Source organism: Bordetella ansorpii (assembly GCF_900078315.1).
GTDB lineage: Bacteria > Pseudomonadota > Gammaproteobacteria > Burkholderiales > Burkholderiaceae_B > Bordetella > Bordetella ansorpii.
In genome coordinates, this window is the sequence record NZ_FKBS01000007.1 from 102,262 (window position 1) to 118,752 (window position 16,491).

Below are 16,491 nucleotides of genomic sequence, written 5' to 3' on the forward strand. Positions count from 1 at the left end.
TGCGGCGCGTGGGCTCGGACTATGCAGTTGCCGACCTCCAGATCCAAGAGCACATGCCGATTCGTGACTTTTTCCTTGGCCGGCCTGACGGCCCTGATGCTCGCCAGCGCCTCGGCACCCGTGGCGGCACAGACCGGCGCGTATTCGAGCGCGGCGCATGACGCCCTGATCCGGGGGCAGGCCACCCGGCATCCCGAAGCCGCGGCGGTCATCTTGCAGCAGTGGCTGGCCCGGCACGATCGTGCGGGGCCGCACGGCGCCGACCGTCAGCGGGTGCTGGCCGACTATGTGACGCTGCTGGCGCGCGCCGGCAGCGAGCGCGAGGCGCTGGATGCCGCGCGCGTCGAAGGTTACGACGGCCTGCCGGCCTATGCGCTGCAACCCTTGTTCGTGGCCGCGCGCGACGTGCGTGCGCTGCAGGACGAATACCGCATCGTGACGCTGCTGCGGCGGCGCGAGCCGCGCGCGCCCCTCACTGGCCTGCGCCTGGCCCAATACACGTTCGACATCGACAGGCTCGACGACGCGCGCCTGCGGGCGACGGCCGTGATGAACGATACGTCGGCCTCGCGCGAGATCCGCTCCTCGGCCGCCGAACTGATCGGCACCATCGAAGAGGCGGCGGGCAACCTACCGCAGGCCAGCCAGGCCTACGGCCGTGCGTTGGAACTGAATCCGGAGTCGCGCAGCGCGCGCCGGGCCGATGTCTATCTGTTGGTCGCTCAGGCCGCCGCGCCGGCGGCGCTGGAAGAGGCGCTGGACGCCAACCGCCGCGCCGAGGCAGCGCGCAAGCCCGTGCTGTTCAGTCCCGCCGAAATCGCCGGGCTGCGCCAGCAGGCCATCGGCCAGGAGATCACCTGGGCGATCGAACTGCGCGACATCATCGGCGGCCAGCAGCGCTACGACGCCCTGGACGAAGCCTTGGCCAAGTCCAACGTGCTGCTGGACGAGATCGGCCAGGACGATGACCAGGAAATGCAGGCCGTGCGCACCCGGCTGCGCGTGGACCAGTTGATCGCCCTGAGTGCGCGCGGCTATTACCAGGCGTGCGTCAGCCAGTACGAGTCGTTGGCCGCCGAGGGCGTGGATGTCCCGTACTACGGCCTGGCGCCGGCCGCCGATGCGTATGCCCATCTGCGCCGTTCCGATCGGGCGGTGCCGCTGTACGAGCGGACCATCGCGCTGGCGGGCGACCGTCTGCAGATGCCCAGCGATACGCATGTCGGCCTGTTCTACGCCTATATCGATACGGCGCGCTTCAAGCAGGCGGATGCGCTGCTGGCCCGGATGGAGGCGGCCACGCCGCCCACCGTGCGCCTGGCGCCGGCTCCCGATACGCTGAATGAACAATACGCCGAGGTGCGCGACCTGCGGGCGCGGTACTACCTGTACACGGACCAGCCGGCGCGCGCCGAGGCGCTGTACGCACGGCTGCGCCGCGAGGCGCCGTTCAACGAGGCCTTTGCCGAAGGCCAGGCGCGCACGGCCTCGGCGCGCGAGCATCCGCGGCAGGCCCTGGAACTGGCGCAGGCGGCTGCCGTCAATCATCCCGAATCGGCTGCCGTGCGCAGCGCGGTCGGGCAGGGCCTGATCGAGAACGGCAAGGTGCGCGAAGGCCGCGAGGCGATCGAGCAACTGCACCAGGATCACGCCGAAGCCAACCAGGCGCAGAACGCCGCGCGCGATCTCGCCGCCATGCAGGCGCCGACGCTGAGCATCGAGTCGCGCTACGGCAAGGGCAATGGCAACAGCGCGCTGTCCGACGAAGACTATCTGGTCGATGCGCGCCTGCAATCCGGCCTGATCGACGACCAATGGCGCGTGTTCGTGCGCCAGGCCTGGGCCTATGGCAGCGCCAACGGCGTCAAGGCGCATCGTGGCCGCACCAGCCTGGGCGCGCGCTGGGAGCGCGAGGGCTGGTCGCTGGAAGGCGAGGCGCATCGGGACGACGGCGGCGCGCGCAATGGCGGCCTGGCCGTGTCGGGAAGCTATCGCCTGAACGACAACCTCGAACTGGGCCTGTCCTACGACAGCAATGCCCTGGACGTGCCCTGGCGTGCCTATGACGCGGGCATCGCCGCCAACCAGGCCGCTGCTTCGGTGGGCTACATCGTCGACGAGTCGCGCCGTTTCGATTTCAGCTATCAGCGCATGGATTACACCGACGGCAACCTCAACCAGAACGCGTCCGTCGGCTGGACCGAGCGCTGGTACAGCGACCCGTCGCAGCAGTTCCAGACCACGCTGAGCGTCGGCCGGTCTTCCAACCGTCTGCAGGACGTGCCCTACTACAGCCCGGACTCGGACGTGTCGGCCGAACTGGAGGCGCGCTACCAATGGCTGACCTGGAAACGCGACGACCGCACCTTCGTGCAGCGCGTCTACGCCAACGTCGGCACCTACAAGCAGTCGGGCTATGGATCGAGCCCGATATATGGCCTGCGCTACGAGCACGAGTGGCGGTTCCGTCCCGGCTGGTCGGTGCGCTATGGCATCGGAGCCGCCTGGCATCCCTACGACGGGGAACGGGAACGCCGCACCGTCGGCTACCTGAATCTGACCATTCCCTTTCACTGACAGGAGCGCTCGGCGATGAAGGTGCTACGCCTCTTGGGGCTGCTGCTGTGCGTGAGCATGCTCTCCGTATCGGGTCCCGCATTGTCGCAATCGTTATTTCCCGCCGACCACGACGACGGGAAGACCTTCCGCGTGCTGACCTTCCACGACGTGCGCAAGAACGTGCGCGCAAGCTTCGAGAAATCGCCCGACGCCACCGCGGTCGACGAAACCACGTTGCTGGACGCCTTCACATGGCTGGGCAGCGCGGGGTATCGTCCCGTGAGCCTGTCGCAGATCATCGCGGCGCGCAACGGCGGCGCGCCGCTGCCGCCCAAGGCCGTGCTGCTGACGTTCGACGATGGCTACGAAAGCGCCTATACGATCGTCTTTCCGCTGCTCAAGCGATTCGGATATCCGGCGGTGATGGGATTGGTCAGCGGCTGGCTGGACGCGCCGGGTGGCGAAGGCGAGTACGGCGGCCGCGAGGCATTGAAGCTGCCCGACGCGCGTTTCCTGACCTGGGCGCAGGCCGCCGAGATGGCGCGATCCGGCCTGGTGGAACTGGCAGGCCATACCGATGCCATGCACCGGGGCATCCCCGCCAATCCGCAGGGCAACCTGCTGCCGGCGGCCACGGCGCACCGCTACGATCGCGCCACCGGCCGGTACGAATCGGACGCCGCCTATCGCGCGCGCATCGTGGCCGACCTGCGCCGCAACAAGGCCGGGATCGAGCGGCACACGGGCGCCCGGGTGCGTGCCCTCGTGTGGCCTTACGGCTCGTACAACGAGGTGGCCATCGCCGCCGCGCGCGAGGCCGGCATGCCCATCACGCTGACGCTGGACGACGGTCCGAACACGCCGGACGTGCCGCTGGACCGCATCCGCCGCGGCCTGGTCAACTACGAAGACCAGGGGCCCGAACTGCTGCGCGACCTGCGTTCGCAGATTCCCTCGATCGCGGCCACGCGTGACGTGAACCGCATCATGCACGTCGATCTCGATTACGTGTACGACCCCGATCCGCGGCAGCAGGAGCGCAACCTGTCGCGGCTGCTGGACCGCGTGCAGAAGATCCGCCCCAGCAGCGTGTTCCTGCAAGCGTTCGCGGACCCCGATGGCGACGGCGTGGCCGATGCGCTGTATTTCCCCAGCCGCCGCATGCCGATGCGGGCCGACCTGTTCAACCGGGTCGCCTGGCAGTTGCGCACGCGGACGGGCGTCAGTGTCTATGCCTGGATGCCGGTGTCGTCCTTCCATCTGCCCGATTCCGATCCGGCCGCCAACCGCCTGGTGCAGCAGATGCCGGGCGCGCCGCAGGGCGCCTCGCACACCTACCGCCGCCTGTCGGTCTTCGATCCCGTGGCACGCCAGGCCATCCGCGACATCTACGACGACCTGGGCCGGCATGCATCCTTCGCCGGCGTGCTGTACCACGACGACGCCATGTTCAACGACTTCGAGGACGCCAGCCCCGCGGCGCTGGCGGTCTATCGCGGCTGGGGGCTGCCCGCCGACGTGGCGGCCATCCGCGCCTCGCCCGAACGGATGGCCCGCTGGACGCAGTTGAAGACCCGCGCGCTGATCGACTTCACGCAGGACCTGACTGGTGTCCTCAAGCGTTGGCAGCCGGTGCTGATGACGGCGCGCAACATGTACGCGCAACCGCTGTTGAACCCGCCGTCCGAAGCCTATTTCGCGCAGAACTATGCCAGCTTCCTGCAGGCCTACGACTACACCGCGCTGGAGGCAATGCCCTTCATGGAGCAGGCGAAGGACCCCGACGCCTGGTTGCGCGACCTGGCGCGGCGCGTGGCGGCCATTCCCGGCGCCAATGCCCGCACGTTGTTCGAATTGCAGTCGCGCGACTGGCGTACCCAGACGGCGATCCCGGATGACGTGATGGATCGGCATTTCGCGATTCTGCATGAGGAAGGCATCCGCAACCTGGGCTACTACCCCGACGATTTCCTGGACAACCAGCCTGCGCTGGACATCATCAAGCCGCACCTGTCGATCCAGCGCCTGCTGGGTCGCCAATTCTTCCGCGATCCCGTGGAACGCACCGATTCGCCGCGCCGGAGCAACGTGGTCATTCCGCCTGCCGAGCAGGAGAACCCGAGGCCATGACCACGCAAAGCTGGGATCTCGCTTCGAGCTTCGTGCTCGCCTATGTCTTCTATTACCCGTTCTGCATGGCGTGGCTGTGGATCACGGGCGGGCTGGCGCACTACATCCAGTTCGAGCGCAATCAGCGCGACGACATCGATCCGCTGACGCTGCTGGCCTCGCATCCCAAGGTCAGCATCCTGGTGCCCTGCTACAACGAGGACGAGAACGTCGACGAGGTGATGGAAGCCTTGATGACGCTGAACTATCCGGACTATGAAGTGATCGCCGTCAACGACGGCAGTACGGACGCCACCGGCGACAAGCTCAGCGCGCTGGCGCTGCGTTTTCCCAGGCTGCGCGTGGTGCACCAGGATTACAACCAGGGCAAGGCCGTCGCGCTGACCACCGCGTCGATGCTGGCGCAGGGCGAATACCTGCTGGGCATCGACGGCGATTCGCTGCTGGACGAGAACGCCATCTCGTGGATGCTGCGTCACTTTCTGCGTGACGGGAAGATCGCCGCCATGACCGGCAACCCGCGCATCCGCAGCCGCACCACGCTGCTGGGCCGCATGCAGGTGGGCGAGTTCTCGTCGACCATCGGCCTGATCAAGCGCACGCAGCAACTCTACGGCCGTCTGTTCACCGTGTCGGGCGTCATTGTCATGTTCCGCCGCCATGCCTTGGTCGACGTGGACTTCTGGAGCAGCGAGATGCTGACGGAAGACATCGACATCAGCTGGAAGCTGCAACTGGCGGGCTGGCGTATCGGCTACGAGCCGCACGCGCTGACGTGGATCCTGACGCCCGAGACCGTGCGTGGCCTGTGGCGGCAGCGTCTGCGCTGGGCCATGGGCGGCGTGCAGACGCTGGTCAAGTACACGGGGCAGGTGGCGCGCTGGCGCATGCGCCGCATGTGGCCGATCTATGCCGAGTACTTCCTGAGCGTGCTCTGGGCCTACCTGATGATCGGCGTGCTGATCGCGGGCGTGTTCGGGGCCCTCTTCGACATGCCCGCGGTATGGCGGGTGGGTCTGTTGCCGGAATGGCGCGGCCTGCTGCTGGCGCTGGCCTGCATGATGCAACTGCTGACCAGCATGGTGGTGGACAGCAAGTACGACCGAGGCCTGCTGCGCTACTACTTCTGGACTTTCTGGTATCCGGTGGGGTTCTGGTTCCTCACCATGATCGCATCCGCGATCGCTGTCCCCGCGGTGGTATTGCGCCGCCGCGGCAAACGAGCCGTCTGGGTCAGCCCTGACCGAGGAGTGAGAGATGTCTGAAGATCCCATCATCGACCAAACCGACCTGCCGCTGTCGACATGGATGCGCATCGCGGGGCCCATCGTGGGGGCGGCGCGCTACCTGTGGTTGAAGGTGTTGCGGCCCCTGATGCTGGTCGGCGTCTGGGGGGCATTCCTGATCTATCTGTATTGGGACTTCTTCATGGCGCTGTCCGGATCCGCAGCCGACCTGCGCTTCCTGGTGCTGACCGGCGTCGCCATCACGGCGTTGTTGGGCGCCATGCTGCTGATCGCGCGCGCGGTGCGCAACCGGGAGGATGACGAGAACCAGCAAAGCGACACGGCGGCCATGGCCCAGCCGGTGCGGGTGCAGGAGATGGCGGCGGTGGCCAAGGTGCCGGTGCGGCAGCTGTCGCTATGGCAGCGCGCCCGCAGCGTGGTGGCGCTGCATGACGACAAAGGCCATTTCCGCGCGGCCGTGCTCAAGCCCCTGGGCGAGCCTGTGCGCCGCACGCCCCGTCCGCGCCAATGATCGGGCGGACGCGTGCGGCGGGCATCATTCGGACGCGGCCGGTCCGCCGGAAGGCTTGCCCAGCAGGGCTGACGGCCGGGATTGGAGCAGCACCAGATTGCTGATGGTGGAAAGGGTGGCCTGCAATTGCGAGCCGTCGGGCCGCTGGCGGGTCTCGTCGTACTGCTGCGCGGCCTCGACCATCGCCAGCAGGTTCCATTCGCGCGCCTCGTGGTGCGGCGTGGTCGTGTCCTGTTCCAGCTGGCCGCGCACGTACTTCATCACGCGGCGCGATTCGTCGGCCGTCTGGTTCAGCGTGGCCTTCACCATCTTGCCGTCGTGGAACGACAGGTTGGTATCGCTGGAGGCCTTGTCGTTGATCTGGGTGTACAGGTAGTTCTGGCTGAGCGGGTCGGTGGTCAGCATCAGCGAAAGCTCGGGCGACAACGCATCGTGGAAGCTGGCGGTCAGTTGCGATTGCTGCGACTGCCTGATGCCGAACGAGCGTCCGGTGCCGCTGGTGTCCGTCTGCTGAGATGCCTGGTACGAGAAGCCGTCGGTTTCTTCGGCGCGCAGCGGATTGACCGCGCGCGCCTGGTCGGCGACGGAAGCGGTGAAGTCGGCCAGGCCGGTCAGCATCGAGCGGCTGCTGTCATTCAGGATGCTGCCCAGGCGCGAGGTGGGGGCGGACTTGCCGGTGGCGGAGCCGTAGTCGCTGTGCAGGTCGGCAAAGGCGCTCTTGAACATGGCGGTCAGCGCCGCGCCGCCGCGGCCGCGATTGGACGCGTCGTCGAACTGTTCCAGGTAGCTCTGGACGGCGCGCTCGCGCTGCGCCGGGTTGCCCAGCATGGCGGACTTGGACAGGTCGACGCTGATCTGCACCGTACCTTCCGGGCCCTCGGCGTGTACGCTGCGCGATACACCGTCCGCATGGAAGGCCAGCGACTGGTTCTGGTTGCTGGCCGTCTTGACGTTGGCATGCAGGTCGATCGAGGCGATGGCCGTGCTGTCGTACTGCGTCAGGGCGGCCAGGTCCAGCTTGGGCGGTTGGGCGGTCAGGCCGTCCAGCGCGGCCTGGAAACCCTTGGCCAGTTTGGCCAGCGCGGCCTTTTCGGTGTCGCTGAGGGTGCCGCCGGTGACTTCCACCTGCACCGACAGGGCATCGTCCTGGCTGCCGATGGCCAGGCGGACCGTGGCGCCGCCCGTGGTCTTGATGTCCATGGCGACGTAGTTGCCGGTCTGGGGCAGGGCCAGGGTCGTATCAACCGCGTCCAGCGACAGGCTGGACGAGCCCGCCGTCCATACCGACTGCGTGAACTGGCCGCCCTCCATCGCGCGCTCCAGCAGCGCCGCTCCCAATCCGTCCAGACGTCCGGCCGCGGTGCCGCTGCCGAAGTTGGCGGCCATGCGCTGGGTGACGGCGTCGTTGGCGCTGTACGCCCAGATACGGGTGACTCCGGGCAGCGTGCCGTCGGGCAGGTAGACCGAGGCGCCGTTGCCGCTTTGACCCAGCGCGACATGGCTGGACGAGGCGGGCGCGACCGCTGCGGCGGTGCTGGCCTGCTGCGCGCGCGCGGCGACGGCGGCTTGCACGGGCGGGACGGGCACCAGGTCGGGACGGCTGACAGAGGAGACGGTGGTCATGGCGGCGAGGGTGGACGAGCGGGCGTATGCCGGGAGTTCTCTGGTCTACGGCAGGCGGCGGGCAGGTCTTTAACCGCCCGATGGCAACTGGCAGGGCACAGGCCGTTGCCAGCATCCCTGCGCTATGCTTGCCCGCATGCGCCGGCGCAGTCCGCCGCCGGTTGTTCATGCCGCCGATCCGATCGGTCACGGCGTTCTTTCAGGAGATTTCCCATGCCCGACATCGCGGCGCTGGCCTGCGCACTGCCCAAGGCCGAACTGCACCTGCACATTGAGGGCACGCTGGAACCCGAGCTGGCCTTCGAACTGGCCCGGCGCCACGGCGTGGCGCTGCCCTGGCCCGACGTGCAGGCGCTGCGGGCCGCCTATGACTTCTCCGACCTGCAGTCCTTCCTCGACCTGTATTACGCGGGCGCGGACGTGCTGCGCACGCGGCAGGACTTCCACGACCTGACATGGGCCTACCTGTTGCGCGCGCGGGCCGACCATCTGCGCCACGTCGAGATTTTCTTCGATCCGCAGACCCACACCGCGCGGGGCGTGCCGATGGCCGACGTCATCGACGGCATCCACGGCGCGCTGTTGCGCGGCCGCGACGAACTCGACATCAGCTTCCGCCTGATCCTGTCGTTCCTGCGCCACCTGCCGGAAAGCGAGGCGCTGGACACCCTGGCGCAGGCGCGGCCTTTCCTGGACCGCATCGACGGCGTGGGCCTCGATTCCAGCGAGCGCGGCCATCCGCCTTCGAAGTTCCGCCAGGTGTTCGCCCGTTGCCGCGCGCTGGGTCTGCCCGCGGTGGTCCATGCGGGCGAAGAGGGGCCGCCGGCGTATATCGAAGAAGCGCTGGATCTGCTGCATGCGCAGCGCATCGACCACGGCGTGCGCGCCATCGAAAGCGAGGAGCTGCTGGACCGCCTGGCGCGCCAGCAGGTGCCGATGACGGTCTGTCCGCTGTCCAACGTCAAGCTGAAGGTCTATCCCGACCTGCGCAAGCATCCCTTGCGCGACATGCTGGCGCGCGGCTTGAAAGTCACGATCAATTCCGACGATCCGGCCTATTTCGGCGGCTACGTCAATGCCAACTTCACGGCCTGCGTGCAGGCGCTGGGGCTGACCCAGGCAGAAGTGGTGACGTTGGCACGCAACAGCATCGAGGCCAGTTGGCTGGATGCGGCGCGGCGCGAGGCCTTGCTGGCGGAGATCGACGACACCGTGCGCCGCTGGCGCGGCGCGGCGGCCTGAGGCTCATCGGCCTGGTGTTTTTTACGGTTCCATAATGCGAGTGGGCCTCCCTTGCGGGAGGCCCTACCCTTCTTGGCGCACGGCGTGCCGGTCAGGCTAGACGGGGGGATCGCTGCTTGTCACTCGCGGCCTACGGAGATAAACCGCATGTGTCCGGGTCGCCCGTCCGGCGTGCCTCGGGGGTCTGCTCACCCCCTGCGCTTTAGAACCGGTGACGCATGCCGACGGCGACCGCGGTGTCCTTCAGGTTGTCCTGGAAGGCGTAGTTGTCGGCATAGGCGGCGTAGGCGTACAGATTGGTGCGCTTGCTCAGGTCGTACGTGTAGCCCAGGCTGAAGATGTTGGTGGTCTTGTCGTCACCCGTCAGCAGATCGTTCTTGGCGTCGGCGCGTTGCCACGACGTGAAGATCTTGCTGGCGCCCAGCGGCAGGGTGGCGCCCAGCATCGTCGAGTCGGCGCGGAAGCCGTCGGCCACGCGGTAGGTGCCCAGTTGCTGGTTGCCCGTGGGCGTGGTGCCCAGGTTCAGGCCAGTGAACCAGCCGTCGAACGTCTGGCTCCAGGCGGCCACGACCTTGACCACTTCGAAGTCGTAAGAGCCGCCCAGAATGTATTGCTGGACTTCGTTGTCGCGGTCGGCGCTGGCCGACGACGGGTTCAGGCGGTCGTAGGTGGCGATCAGGTCGATCGGGCCGTTGGTGTAACGCGCGCCCAGGGTGATGACGCGGTTGTTGCTGTTCGTGGCGAAGTTGCCGGCGCCGTCTGCGTTGAACGAGTAGCCGGCGCCCAGGCGCAGGCCGCCGATGCTCGGCGTCTGGTACATCACCATGTTGTCCAGGCGGGTCGAGTTGGCGGCGCCGAAGGTGGCGCCCACGCCGGCGATGGTGAAGCTGGTGCCGAACGGATCCATCGAGTCGAAGAAGCGCGACGCGAAGTTCTTCTGGCGGCCGAATTCCAGCGTGCCCCAGCTGTCGCTGGCCAGGCCGACCGTGGCCTGGCGACCGAACAGGCGGCCGCCTTGGCTCGACGTGCCGGTTTCATTGTTGAAACCGGCTTCCAGCGTGAAGATCGCCTTCAGGCCGTCGCCCAGGTCTTCCGTGCCGCGCATGCCGAAACGCGAGCCGCCGCTGACGCCGTTGGCCGCGCCGATGTGGCTTTGCTTGAAGCCGTTGGCGCCTTTGACTTGTTCGTAGTTGATGCCGGCATCGATCAACCCGTACAGGGTGACCGAGGTTTCTGCGGCGTGCGCCGCGCCGGTGAAGCCCACCGCCAGAGCGGCAACGAGAAGCGTCTTTTTCATGCGGGACTCCCGAGTTGTTTGTTGTGGCCCCGGCTGCTTCGCGCGCGTGAGCGCGTCATGCCGATTGGGCAGGAAAGGAGTCTAGGGGGTCGGAGCGCGGGGAAAAAGAGGGCTGGCTTGGAAAGACTTTTCCAAATGGCCGAACACTGTCGGGCGCTTGTCAGGAAGGCGCGCGCCACGCGTGGCGCGCGGCAGGTTTCCGGCGCCCAAAAACGAGTGGGCCTCCCTTGCGGGAGGCCCGACCCTTCATTGCACGCGGTACACCCGCCCGGGCTTGAACGGGGGGATCGCTGCTTGTCACTCACGGCCCACGGAGATAGGCCGTGTGGTGTCCGGGCAGCCCGGTCAGGTGTACCTAGGGGGTCTGCTCACCCCCTTGTGCTTAGAAACGGTGACGCAGGCCGACCGAGAAGGCCGTGCTACGCAGGTCTTCCTGGAACGCGTAGTTGTCGGCGTACGAAGCGTAGGCGTACAGGTTCGTACGCTTGCTCAGGTCATACGTCGCGCCCAGGGCGAAGATGTTGGTGGTTTCTTCGCCGCCGGTCAGCAGGTCGTTCTTGGGATCGACGCGCTGCCACGAGCCCATCAGCTTGGTGGCGCCGAACGGCACGGTGGCGCCGACCATCATCGAGTTGGCGCGGAAGTCTTCAGCGTAGGCCATCGAGGGCAGGCCTTCGTCGTTGCCGGTGGTGCCCGGGTTGGCGGCGGTGAACCAGCCGTTGCGGGTCTGGCCCCAGGCGGCGGCCAGCTTGACCACTTCGAAGTCGTACGAAGCACCGATGATGTACGAACGGACCTTGGTCACGTCGTCGTCATTGGCGGTCGAGGGCTTCAGTTGGTCGAACGTACCGAACACATTCAGGGGGCCGTTCACGTAGCGCACGCCGGCCGTGATGGCGCGGGTGTTGTCGTTCGTGGCGAAGTTGCCCGAACCGCTGGTGTTGAACGAGTAGCCCACAGCAGCCTGGAAGCCAGAGAAGCTGGGGGTCGAGTACATGACCATGTTGTCATAGCGGGTCGACTGGCCCGAGCTGAAGGCGGCGCCCGAGCTCGACAGACCGTAGTCGGTGCCGAACGGCGAAACGGCTTCCAGGTACTTGGAAGCAACGTTCTTCTGACGGCCGAATTCCAGCGTGCCCCAGGCGTTGTTCGACAGACCAACGGTGGCTTGGCGGCCGAACAGGCGGCTGCTCTGGCCCGATTGACCGGTTTCGTTGTTGAAACCCGATTCCAGGGTGAAGATCGCCTTCAGGCCGTCGCCCAGATCTTCCGAACCACGCAGGCCCCAACGCGAGCCGCTGCTCACGCCGTTGGTGGCGCCGATGTGGCTTTGCTTGAAGCCGCCGCTACCCTTGACTTGTTCGTAGCCCAGGCCAGCGTCGATCAGGCCATACAGCGTAACCGAGGTCTCGGCTTGAGCGACACCCGTGAAACCAATCGCCAGAGCGGCGACAAGCAGCGTTTTTTTCATGAAGGACTCCTGAGTTGTTTTGGCTCTGTTCGCTTGCGCCACGCACCGGCGAGGCATGCCAATCGAGCTGAGGGGAGTCTAGGGTTTACACGGGGGGAGGGAAAAGGTTGGTTATATGAAAAGACTTTTCCATATACGTACCTAATCGGCGCGTAGGGGTATTTTTGGAACTTTTTGCCAGACGATGAGCACTTACGCGCGCGCACGCGTCAAGGAATAACGCGTGTGCGCGCTCGAGGGCGCGCGCGCTGGCGCACACGCACACACACGCGCGCACGTAGCATGTGTTCGTGGCTTTGTCGTGGCAGTGCCTGGCTGTTGCGTGGTCGCCGCAGGCCGACTCCCATGTGTGGCGTGGAAGCCGCACCCATTCGCCGCCGACCACTTCCCGCTTCGTATGCGAACGTGCCGAGGCATGCGCTGCAAGTGGCGCAGATCGCCCTTGAAAGGGTGATCGAACACTAGCCGCCGCTAGAGTATGTCTTGTCATCCGATGTCCACAATCCGGGCCGATGCGGATAGGGCAAACCCGTACGGTCATGGGCAAGCGGATCACCTGGCAAAATAAATGATGCTAAAAATCTAATTGCGGCGGCATCACCGCCTTGTACATGAGAGGAGAAGGAAAGCGATGAGTCTGGTGGAAGAAACCGGCGGCGGGCTGGACGGGTTGGGCCAGTTGCGCGCCTTGATGCATTCCGGCCGCAAGCCCGGAATCATGGTGTCGCTGGATCTCGATTTCATCGAGGTCGAGGCCGGGCGGGCGGTTTTCGCGGGAGTGCCCGGGGACCACGCCTACAATCCGATCGGCACCGTGCATGGCGGCTATGCCGCGACCTTGCTGGACTCGGCCTGCGGCTGCGCCGTGCATTCCCGCTTGTCGGCCGGGCAGGGCTACACCACGCTCGAACTGAAGGTGGCTTATCACCGCCCCATCACGCGCGATACGGGGCTGGTGCGCGCCGAGGGGCGCGTGCAGACGCAGGGCCGCCGGGTGGCGTTCGCCGAGGCGACCCTGGCCGATGCGCAGGGCCGGCTATACGCCACGGCAACGTCCACGTTGTTGGTCTTCGATCTGGAGACGAGGGCGCCGAAGAAGGCCTGAGCAGGTTGCCCGAGCGCCGGCCGCGCGCCGGGCGGCTCGGCAATCTCCGATCAGCCTTTGCGGGGCGGACGGCGGGGCGCGTCGGTTTCCGGCCGGGCCAGCGCATCGCGCGCGGCCGCCAGTATCTGATTGGAGACCGTGTCGCCGCGGGTGGCGCGGGCCAGCATCAGCGCACCCACCATGGTGGCCAGTTGCGCCATGGCGGCGCGCGTGCGGGCGGGGGCGTCCGGACCGGGCTGCTGGCTGGCCATGGCGGCCAGCAGGCGTTTCAGTCCTTCTATATAGGCATCCTGCACCGGCGGTTCGCCATCGTGCCGGGCGACGTCGGTGGCCAGCGCGGCGGCCGGGCAGCCCTTGCCGGGGTGGTCGCGGTGCGGACTGCTGAGATAGGCGTCGACCAGGGCCTGCCTGGAAGCGCGTCCGGCCGCCACCGCCTGCCAGCGTGCGACGGCCTCGTCGAAGGCTTGTTCGCAGGCCAGCGCCGCCAGGGCGTCCTTGGATTCGAAATGGCCGTAGAACCCGCCGTGCGTCAGGCCGGCGGCGGCCATGACATCGGCGACGGTGACGCCGTCGATGCCCCGTTCGCGGAACAGCCGGGAGGAAGCCGCCTCGATGGCGAGGCGGTTCTTGCCGGCTTGTTCCCGTGAGACCCGGGGCATGCGTCTCTCCGTCCCGTCAGCCGCGCACGTAGTAGATGCGCATGGCCTGCTGGCGCGATTGCGGGTCGACCACGCGGATCGTGACCGTGCGCGCCGAGAAGCCCTCGGGCAGGGCCATGGAGCCCTGCGCGTGCGTGTACCGATCCAGCTTGATGGCGATGGGCTCGGAGGTGACCGCGTCGCGGCGGCCATTCTTGTAGTTGCCCGCCACTTCCAGGGTGATGTTGCCCTGGAAGGTCTGGCCGCCTTCCTTCTCGCGCATGATCAGCGCCTGGTAGGCCAGCTGGCCCGGTTGCTGCTGGCGGAACTCGCCCCAACGCACGCCGATGTCGCCGCCGCGTGGGTCGGGCGGGATGGCGTCCAGGAACATGGCCATTTCCTGGGTCAGCGCCTGCACGCGCTCGCGGGCCTGGGCCAGGTCGGTGGTCTGCTGTTGCTGGGCGGTCTGGTTGGCGTCGCGCTGGGCGCGCGTTTCGTCCAGCTGGGTCTGCAGGCGCTGGCGTTCCAGGTTGGCGGCGCTGAGCTCGGAGTGCAGTTGCTCGGACTGCTCGGCGGTCAGCCGCTGCGGACCGTAATTGGTCTGCAGGAACAGCACGCCCCCAGCGCCCAGGCCGATGCCCACCAGCAGCAACACCAGCCAGCGCGGAAGGCGCCGGCTACGCTTGCCCGGTTGGTAAACGGAGGGCTTGAAGACTGCCCGCTGCGATCGTCCGAATGCCATGCAAAAGACTTCCTATGCCTAAGTCGTGCCACGCCGGGCCTTCAGCCTGCTGCGGGCGAAAATACCAGAGGATACCTGCTGTATGCCGTGATGGGGCCTTGCGGACAACTCTGGTTGCTTACGTTGATACCGTGAAAAGTTTAGCCGCTGGCGACCAGCGAGGCGTCCAGTTCGTCCAGGCGCTCGGGCGTACCCACGTCGACCCAGCGGCCAGTGTGGTGCGTCGCCAGCACGGCGCCGCGCGCCATGGCGTGGCGCAACAGTGGCGCCAGCCTGGCGGGCTGGCCTGCCGGCAGGCCATCGAACAGGCGGGGCCGGTAGATGCCGATGCCCGCGAAGGTCAGCCGTGGCGCGCTGGCGTCGTCGGCCACGCGGCCATCGGCGCGCAGGGCGAAGTCGCCAGCGGGATGGTGCGCCGGATTGTCCGTCAGCAGCAGCCAGGCGTCCGCCTGCTCTGCATCCAACTGGCGTGCCAGCCCAGGCGCCTGGCCCGGATCCCAATCGCACCAGACGTCGCCGTTGATCACCAGGAAGGAATCGGCGCCCAGCAGCGGCAGGGCCTGGAGGATGCCGCCGGCCGTTTCCAACGCGGTGGGTTCGGCCGAGTACCGGATGTGCAGGCCCCATTGCGCGCCGTCGCCCAATTGCCGGACGATCTTCTCGCCCAGCCAGGCATGGTTGACGACCACGTCATGGATGCCGGCGGCGGCCAGGCGCTCCAGGTGCCAGACGATCAGGGGCTTGCCCCCGGCGGCCAGCAGAGGCTTGGGCGTGTGGTCGGTCAGCGGGCGCATGCGTTCGCCACGGCCCGCGGCCAGGATCATGGCGCGCATCAGAAGGTGTATCCGACCGAGGTTTCTTTCTGGTCGAGGCGGTCGAGCAGCCGCACCAGCGGGGCGAACACGCCGTAGCGCTGCGCCACCTGGCGCACGTAGGCATTGACGCGCGGCATGTGGGAGAGATATGCCGACTTGCCGTCGCGGTGGTTCAGCCGGGCGAACACGCCCAGGATGCGCAGGTTGCGCTGCAGGCTCATCCACTCGTAGGCGCGGTGGAACTCGGCGAAGTCGGGGTCCACCGGCAGGCCGGCGGCGCGCGCCATTTCCCAGTAGCGGATCGCCCAATCCAGTTGCTGAGGTTCTTCCCAGGTGGTGCGCGCGTCCGTGACCAGCGACGCCAGGTCATAGGTGAGCGGACCCGCCAGGGCATCCTGGAAATCGAGCACGCCGGGGTTGGGGCCGTGGCGCGGATCCTCGCAGACCATCAGGTTGGGCGAATGGAAGTCGCGGTGCACGAAGACCGTGGGCTGGCCGTCGGCGCTGCTGGCCAGCAGTTGGAACACCTGGCGCAGCGCGTCCTTCTCCTTGTCGTCCAGGGCGGCGCCGTGGTGGCGGCCGACATACCACTCGGGGAACAGTTCGAGTTCGGCGCCCAGGCGCGAGGCGTCGTAGGCGGGCAGGCCGGTGACCGCCGCCTGCTGCATGCATACCAGCGCGGCCAGGGCCTGCCGGTACAGCGCCTGCAGGCGCGCATCGTCCAGGCCGTCCTGGATGCGCTGGTAATAGGTGTCGTTGCCCAGGTCGGACAGCAACAGCAGGCCCTGCTCGGGCGCCTGCGCCAGCACGGTGGGCACGTTCAGGCCGGCATCGCGCAGCAGGTTGCCGGCGTGCAGGAAGGGGCGCACGTCTTCGTGCGGGGGCGGGGCATCCATGACGATGGCGGTGCCGTGGCCGGCATCCAGCCGGAAATAGCGGCGAAAGCTCGCGTCGCTGGACGCGGGGCGCAGGGTGCCGGGTTGCAGCGCCAGGTCGGCGGGCAGGCTGCTCAGCCAGGCCTGGAGCTGTTCCAGGCGGGAATCGGGGGGTGTGCTCAAGGCGGCCGTCTCTGGGTCGAAAAGCGGGGAAACCGGCCTGGGCCGGTGCCGTG

The 16,491-nt window shown here is 67.3% G+C and carries 13 protein-coding genes; 6 read left to right on the plus strand and 7 right to left on the minus strand.

Annotated elements, in window-relative coordinates; all coding sequences use genetic code 11:
* The first annotated feature begins 63 nt into the window (after positions 1 to 63).
* The 4 genes from pgaA to A7W11_RS02920 are packed head-to-tail and all read left to right on the plus strand — an operon-like array spanning position 64 to position 6,447.
* Complete coding sequence (gene pgaA / locus A7W11_RS02905; RefSeq protein WP_162270240.1) at positions 64 to 2,577, plus strand: poly-beta-1,6 N-acetyl-D-glucosamine export porin PgaA; 2,514 nt, start codon at positions 64 to 66, stop codon at positions 2,575 to 2,577.
* A 15-nt stretch (positions 2,578 to 2,592) separates the two neighbouring features.
* Positions 2,593 to 4,689, plus strand: coding sequence for a poly-beta-1,6-N-acetyl-D-glucosamine N-deacetylase PgaB (gene pgaB / locus A7W11_RS02910; RefSeq protein WP_066407669.1), 2,097 nt, complete (start codon positions 2,593 to 2,595; stop codon positions 4,687 to 4,689).
* Positions 4,686 to 5,954 (plus strand): poly-beta-1,6-N-acetyl-D-glucosamine synthase, encoded by a 1,269-nt coding sequence (gene pgaC, locus A7W11_RS02915; protein ID WP_066407672.1) that lies wholly within the window; start codon positions 4,686 to 4,688, stop codon positions 5,952 to 5,954. Before pgaB ends, pgaC begins: the two co-directional genes overlap by 4 nt.
* Positions 5,947 to 6,447, plus strand: a complete 501-nt coding sequence (locus A7W11_RS02920; RefSeq protein ID WP_066407676.1) for a hypothetical protein — start codon at positions 5,947 to 5,949, stop codon at positions 6,445 to 6,447. The genes pgaC and A7W11_RS02920 overlap by 8 nt, the downstream gene beginning before the upstream one ends.
* Positions 6,448 to 6,471: 24 nt before the next feature.
* Here the strand turns inward: A7W11_RS02920 and A7W11_RS02925 are convergent, their stop codons facing one another.
* Entirely contained in the window at positions 6,472 to 8,070 is a 1,599-nt protein-coding gene (locus A7W11_RS02925) for a hypothetical protein (RefSeq protein ID WP_156522979.1), read from the minus strand.
* A 213-nt stretch (positions 8,071 to 8,283) separates the two neighbouring features.
* Here A7W11_RS02925 and A7W11_RS02930 point away from each other — a divergent pair, with 213 nt between their 5' ends.
* Positions 8,284 to 9,312, plus strand: coding sequence for an adenosine deaminase (locus tag A7W11_RS02930; RefSeq protein WP_066407680.1), 1,029 nt, complete (start codon positions 8,284 to 8,286; stop codon positions 9,310 to 9,312).
* A 202-nt stretch (positions 9,313 to 9,514) separates the two neighbouring features.
* Here the strand turns inward: A7W11_RS02930 and A7W11_RS02935 are convergent, their stop codons facing one another.
* The gene (locus A7W11_RS02935; RefSeq protein ID WP_066407683.1) at positions 9,515 to 10,609 is read right to left on the minus strand and encodes a porin; all 1,095 of its coding nucleotides are present in this window, start codon (positions 10,607 to 10,609) and stop codon (positions 9,515 to 9,517) included.
* 382 nt (positions 10,610 to 10,991) lie between these two features.
* A complete protein-coding gene (locus A7W11_RS02940; RefSeq protein WP_066407685.1) occupies positions 10,992 to 12,080 on the minus strand; it encodes a porin in 1,089 nt (362 codons plus the stop codon).
* Between the two features lie 631 nt (positions 12,081 to 12,711).
* Between A7W11_RS02940 and A7W11_RS02945 the strand changes: the two genes are divergently transcribed.
* Positions 12,712 to 13,185: a PaaI family thioesterase gene (locus tag A7W11_RS02945; protein ID WP_066407687.1), complete on the plus strand. Its 474-nt coding sequence runs from the start codon at positions 12,712 to 12,714 to the stop codon at positions 13,183 to 13,185.
* 50 nt (positions 13,186 to 13,235) lie between these two features.
* Here the strand turns inward: A7W11_RS02945 and A7W11_RS02950 are convergent, their stop codons facing one another.
* The 4 genes from A7W11_RS02950 to A7W11_RS02965 all read right to left on the minus strand — a co-directional run bounded on the left by A7W11_RS02950 (position 13,236) and on the right by A7W11_RS02965 (position 16,438).
* Positions 13,236 to 13,844 carry a TetR/AcrR family transcriptional regulator gene (locus tag A7W11_RS02950; RefSeq protein ID WP_066407692.1) on the minus strand — a complete coding sequence of 203 codons (609 nt, stop codon included), beginning with the start codon at positions 13,842 to 13,844 and terminating at the stop codon, positions 13,236 to 13,238.
* Between the two features lie 16 nt (positions 13,845 to 13,860).
* Complete coding sequence (locus tag A7W11_RS02955) at positions 13,861 to 14,565, minus strand: DUF6776 family protein (protein ID WP_066407693.1); 705 nt, start codon at positions 14,563 to 14,565, stop codon at positions 13,861 to 13,863.
* A 140-nt stretch (positions 14,566 to 14,705) separates the two neighbouring features.
* Positions 14,706 to 15,398, minus strand: coding sequence for an N-acetylmuramate alpha-1-phosphate uridylyltransferase MurU (gene murU / locus A7W11_RS02960; RefSeq protein WP_066407696.1), 693 nt, complete (start codon positions 15,396 to 15,398; stop codon positions 14,706 to 14,708).
* Complete coding sequence (locus A7W11_RS02965; protein ID WP_066407699.1) at positions 15,398 to 16,438, minus strand: aminoglycoside phosphotransferase family protein; 1,041 nt, start codon at positions 16,436 to 16,438, stop codon at positions 15,398 to 15,400. The genes murU and A7W11_RS02965 overlap by 1 nt, the downstream gene beginning before the upstream one ends.
* Positions 16,439 to 16,491: the final 53 nt, after the last annotated feature.

Bases quoted from the DNA above. Each gene is read 5' to 3' on its own strand.
- A7W11_RS02950 (WP_066407692.1), bottom strand. From the start codon at position 13,844: ATGCCCCGGGTCTCACGGGAACAAGCCGGCAAGAACCGCCTCGCCATC.
- A7W11_RS02940 (WP_066407685.1), bottom strand. From the start codon at position 12,080: ATGAAAAAAACGCTGCTTGTCGCCGCTCTGGCGATTGGTTTCACGGGT.
- A7W11_RS02955 (WP_066407693.1), bottom strand. From the start codon at position 14,565: ATGGCATTCGGACGATCGCAGCGGGCAGTCTTCAAGCCCTCCGTTTAC.
- A7W11_RS02925 (WP_156522979.1), bottom strand. From the start codon at position 8,070: ATGACCACCGTCTCCTCTGTCAGCCGTCCCGACCTGGTGCCCGTCCCG.
- murU (WP_066407696.1), bottom strand. From the start codon at position 15,398: ATGCGCGCCATGATCCTGGCCGCGGGCCGTGGCGAACGCATGCGCCCG.
- A7W11_RS02935 (WP_066407683.1), bottom strand. From the start codon at position 10,609: ATGAAAAAGACGCTTCTCGTTGCCGCTCTGGCGGTGGGCTTCACCGGC.
- A7W11_RS02920 (WP_066407676.1), top strand. From the start codon at position 5,947: ATGTCTGAAGATCCCATCATCGACCAAACCGACCTGCCGCTGTCGACA.
- A7W11_RS02930 (WP_066407680.1), top strand. From the start codon at position 8,284: ATGCCCGACATCGCGGCGCTGGCCTGCGCACTGCCCAAGGCCGAACTG.
- A7W11_RS02945 (WP_066407687.1), top strand. From the start codon at position 12,712: ATGAGTCTGGTGGAAGAAACCGGCGGCGGGCTGGACGGGTTGGGCCAG.
- pgaC (WP_066407672.1), top strand. From the start codon at position 4,686: ATGACCACGCAAAGCTGGGATCTCGCTTCGAGCTTCGTGCTCGCCTAT.
- pgaB (WP_066407669.1), top strand. From the start codon at position 2,593: ATGAAGGTGCTACGCCTCTTGGGGCTGCTGCTGTGCGTGAGCATGCTC.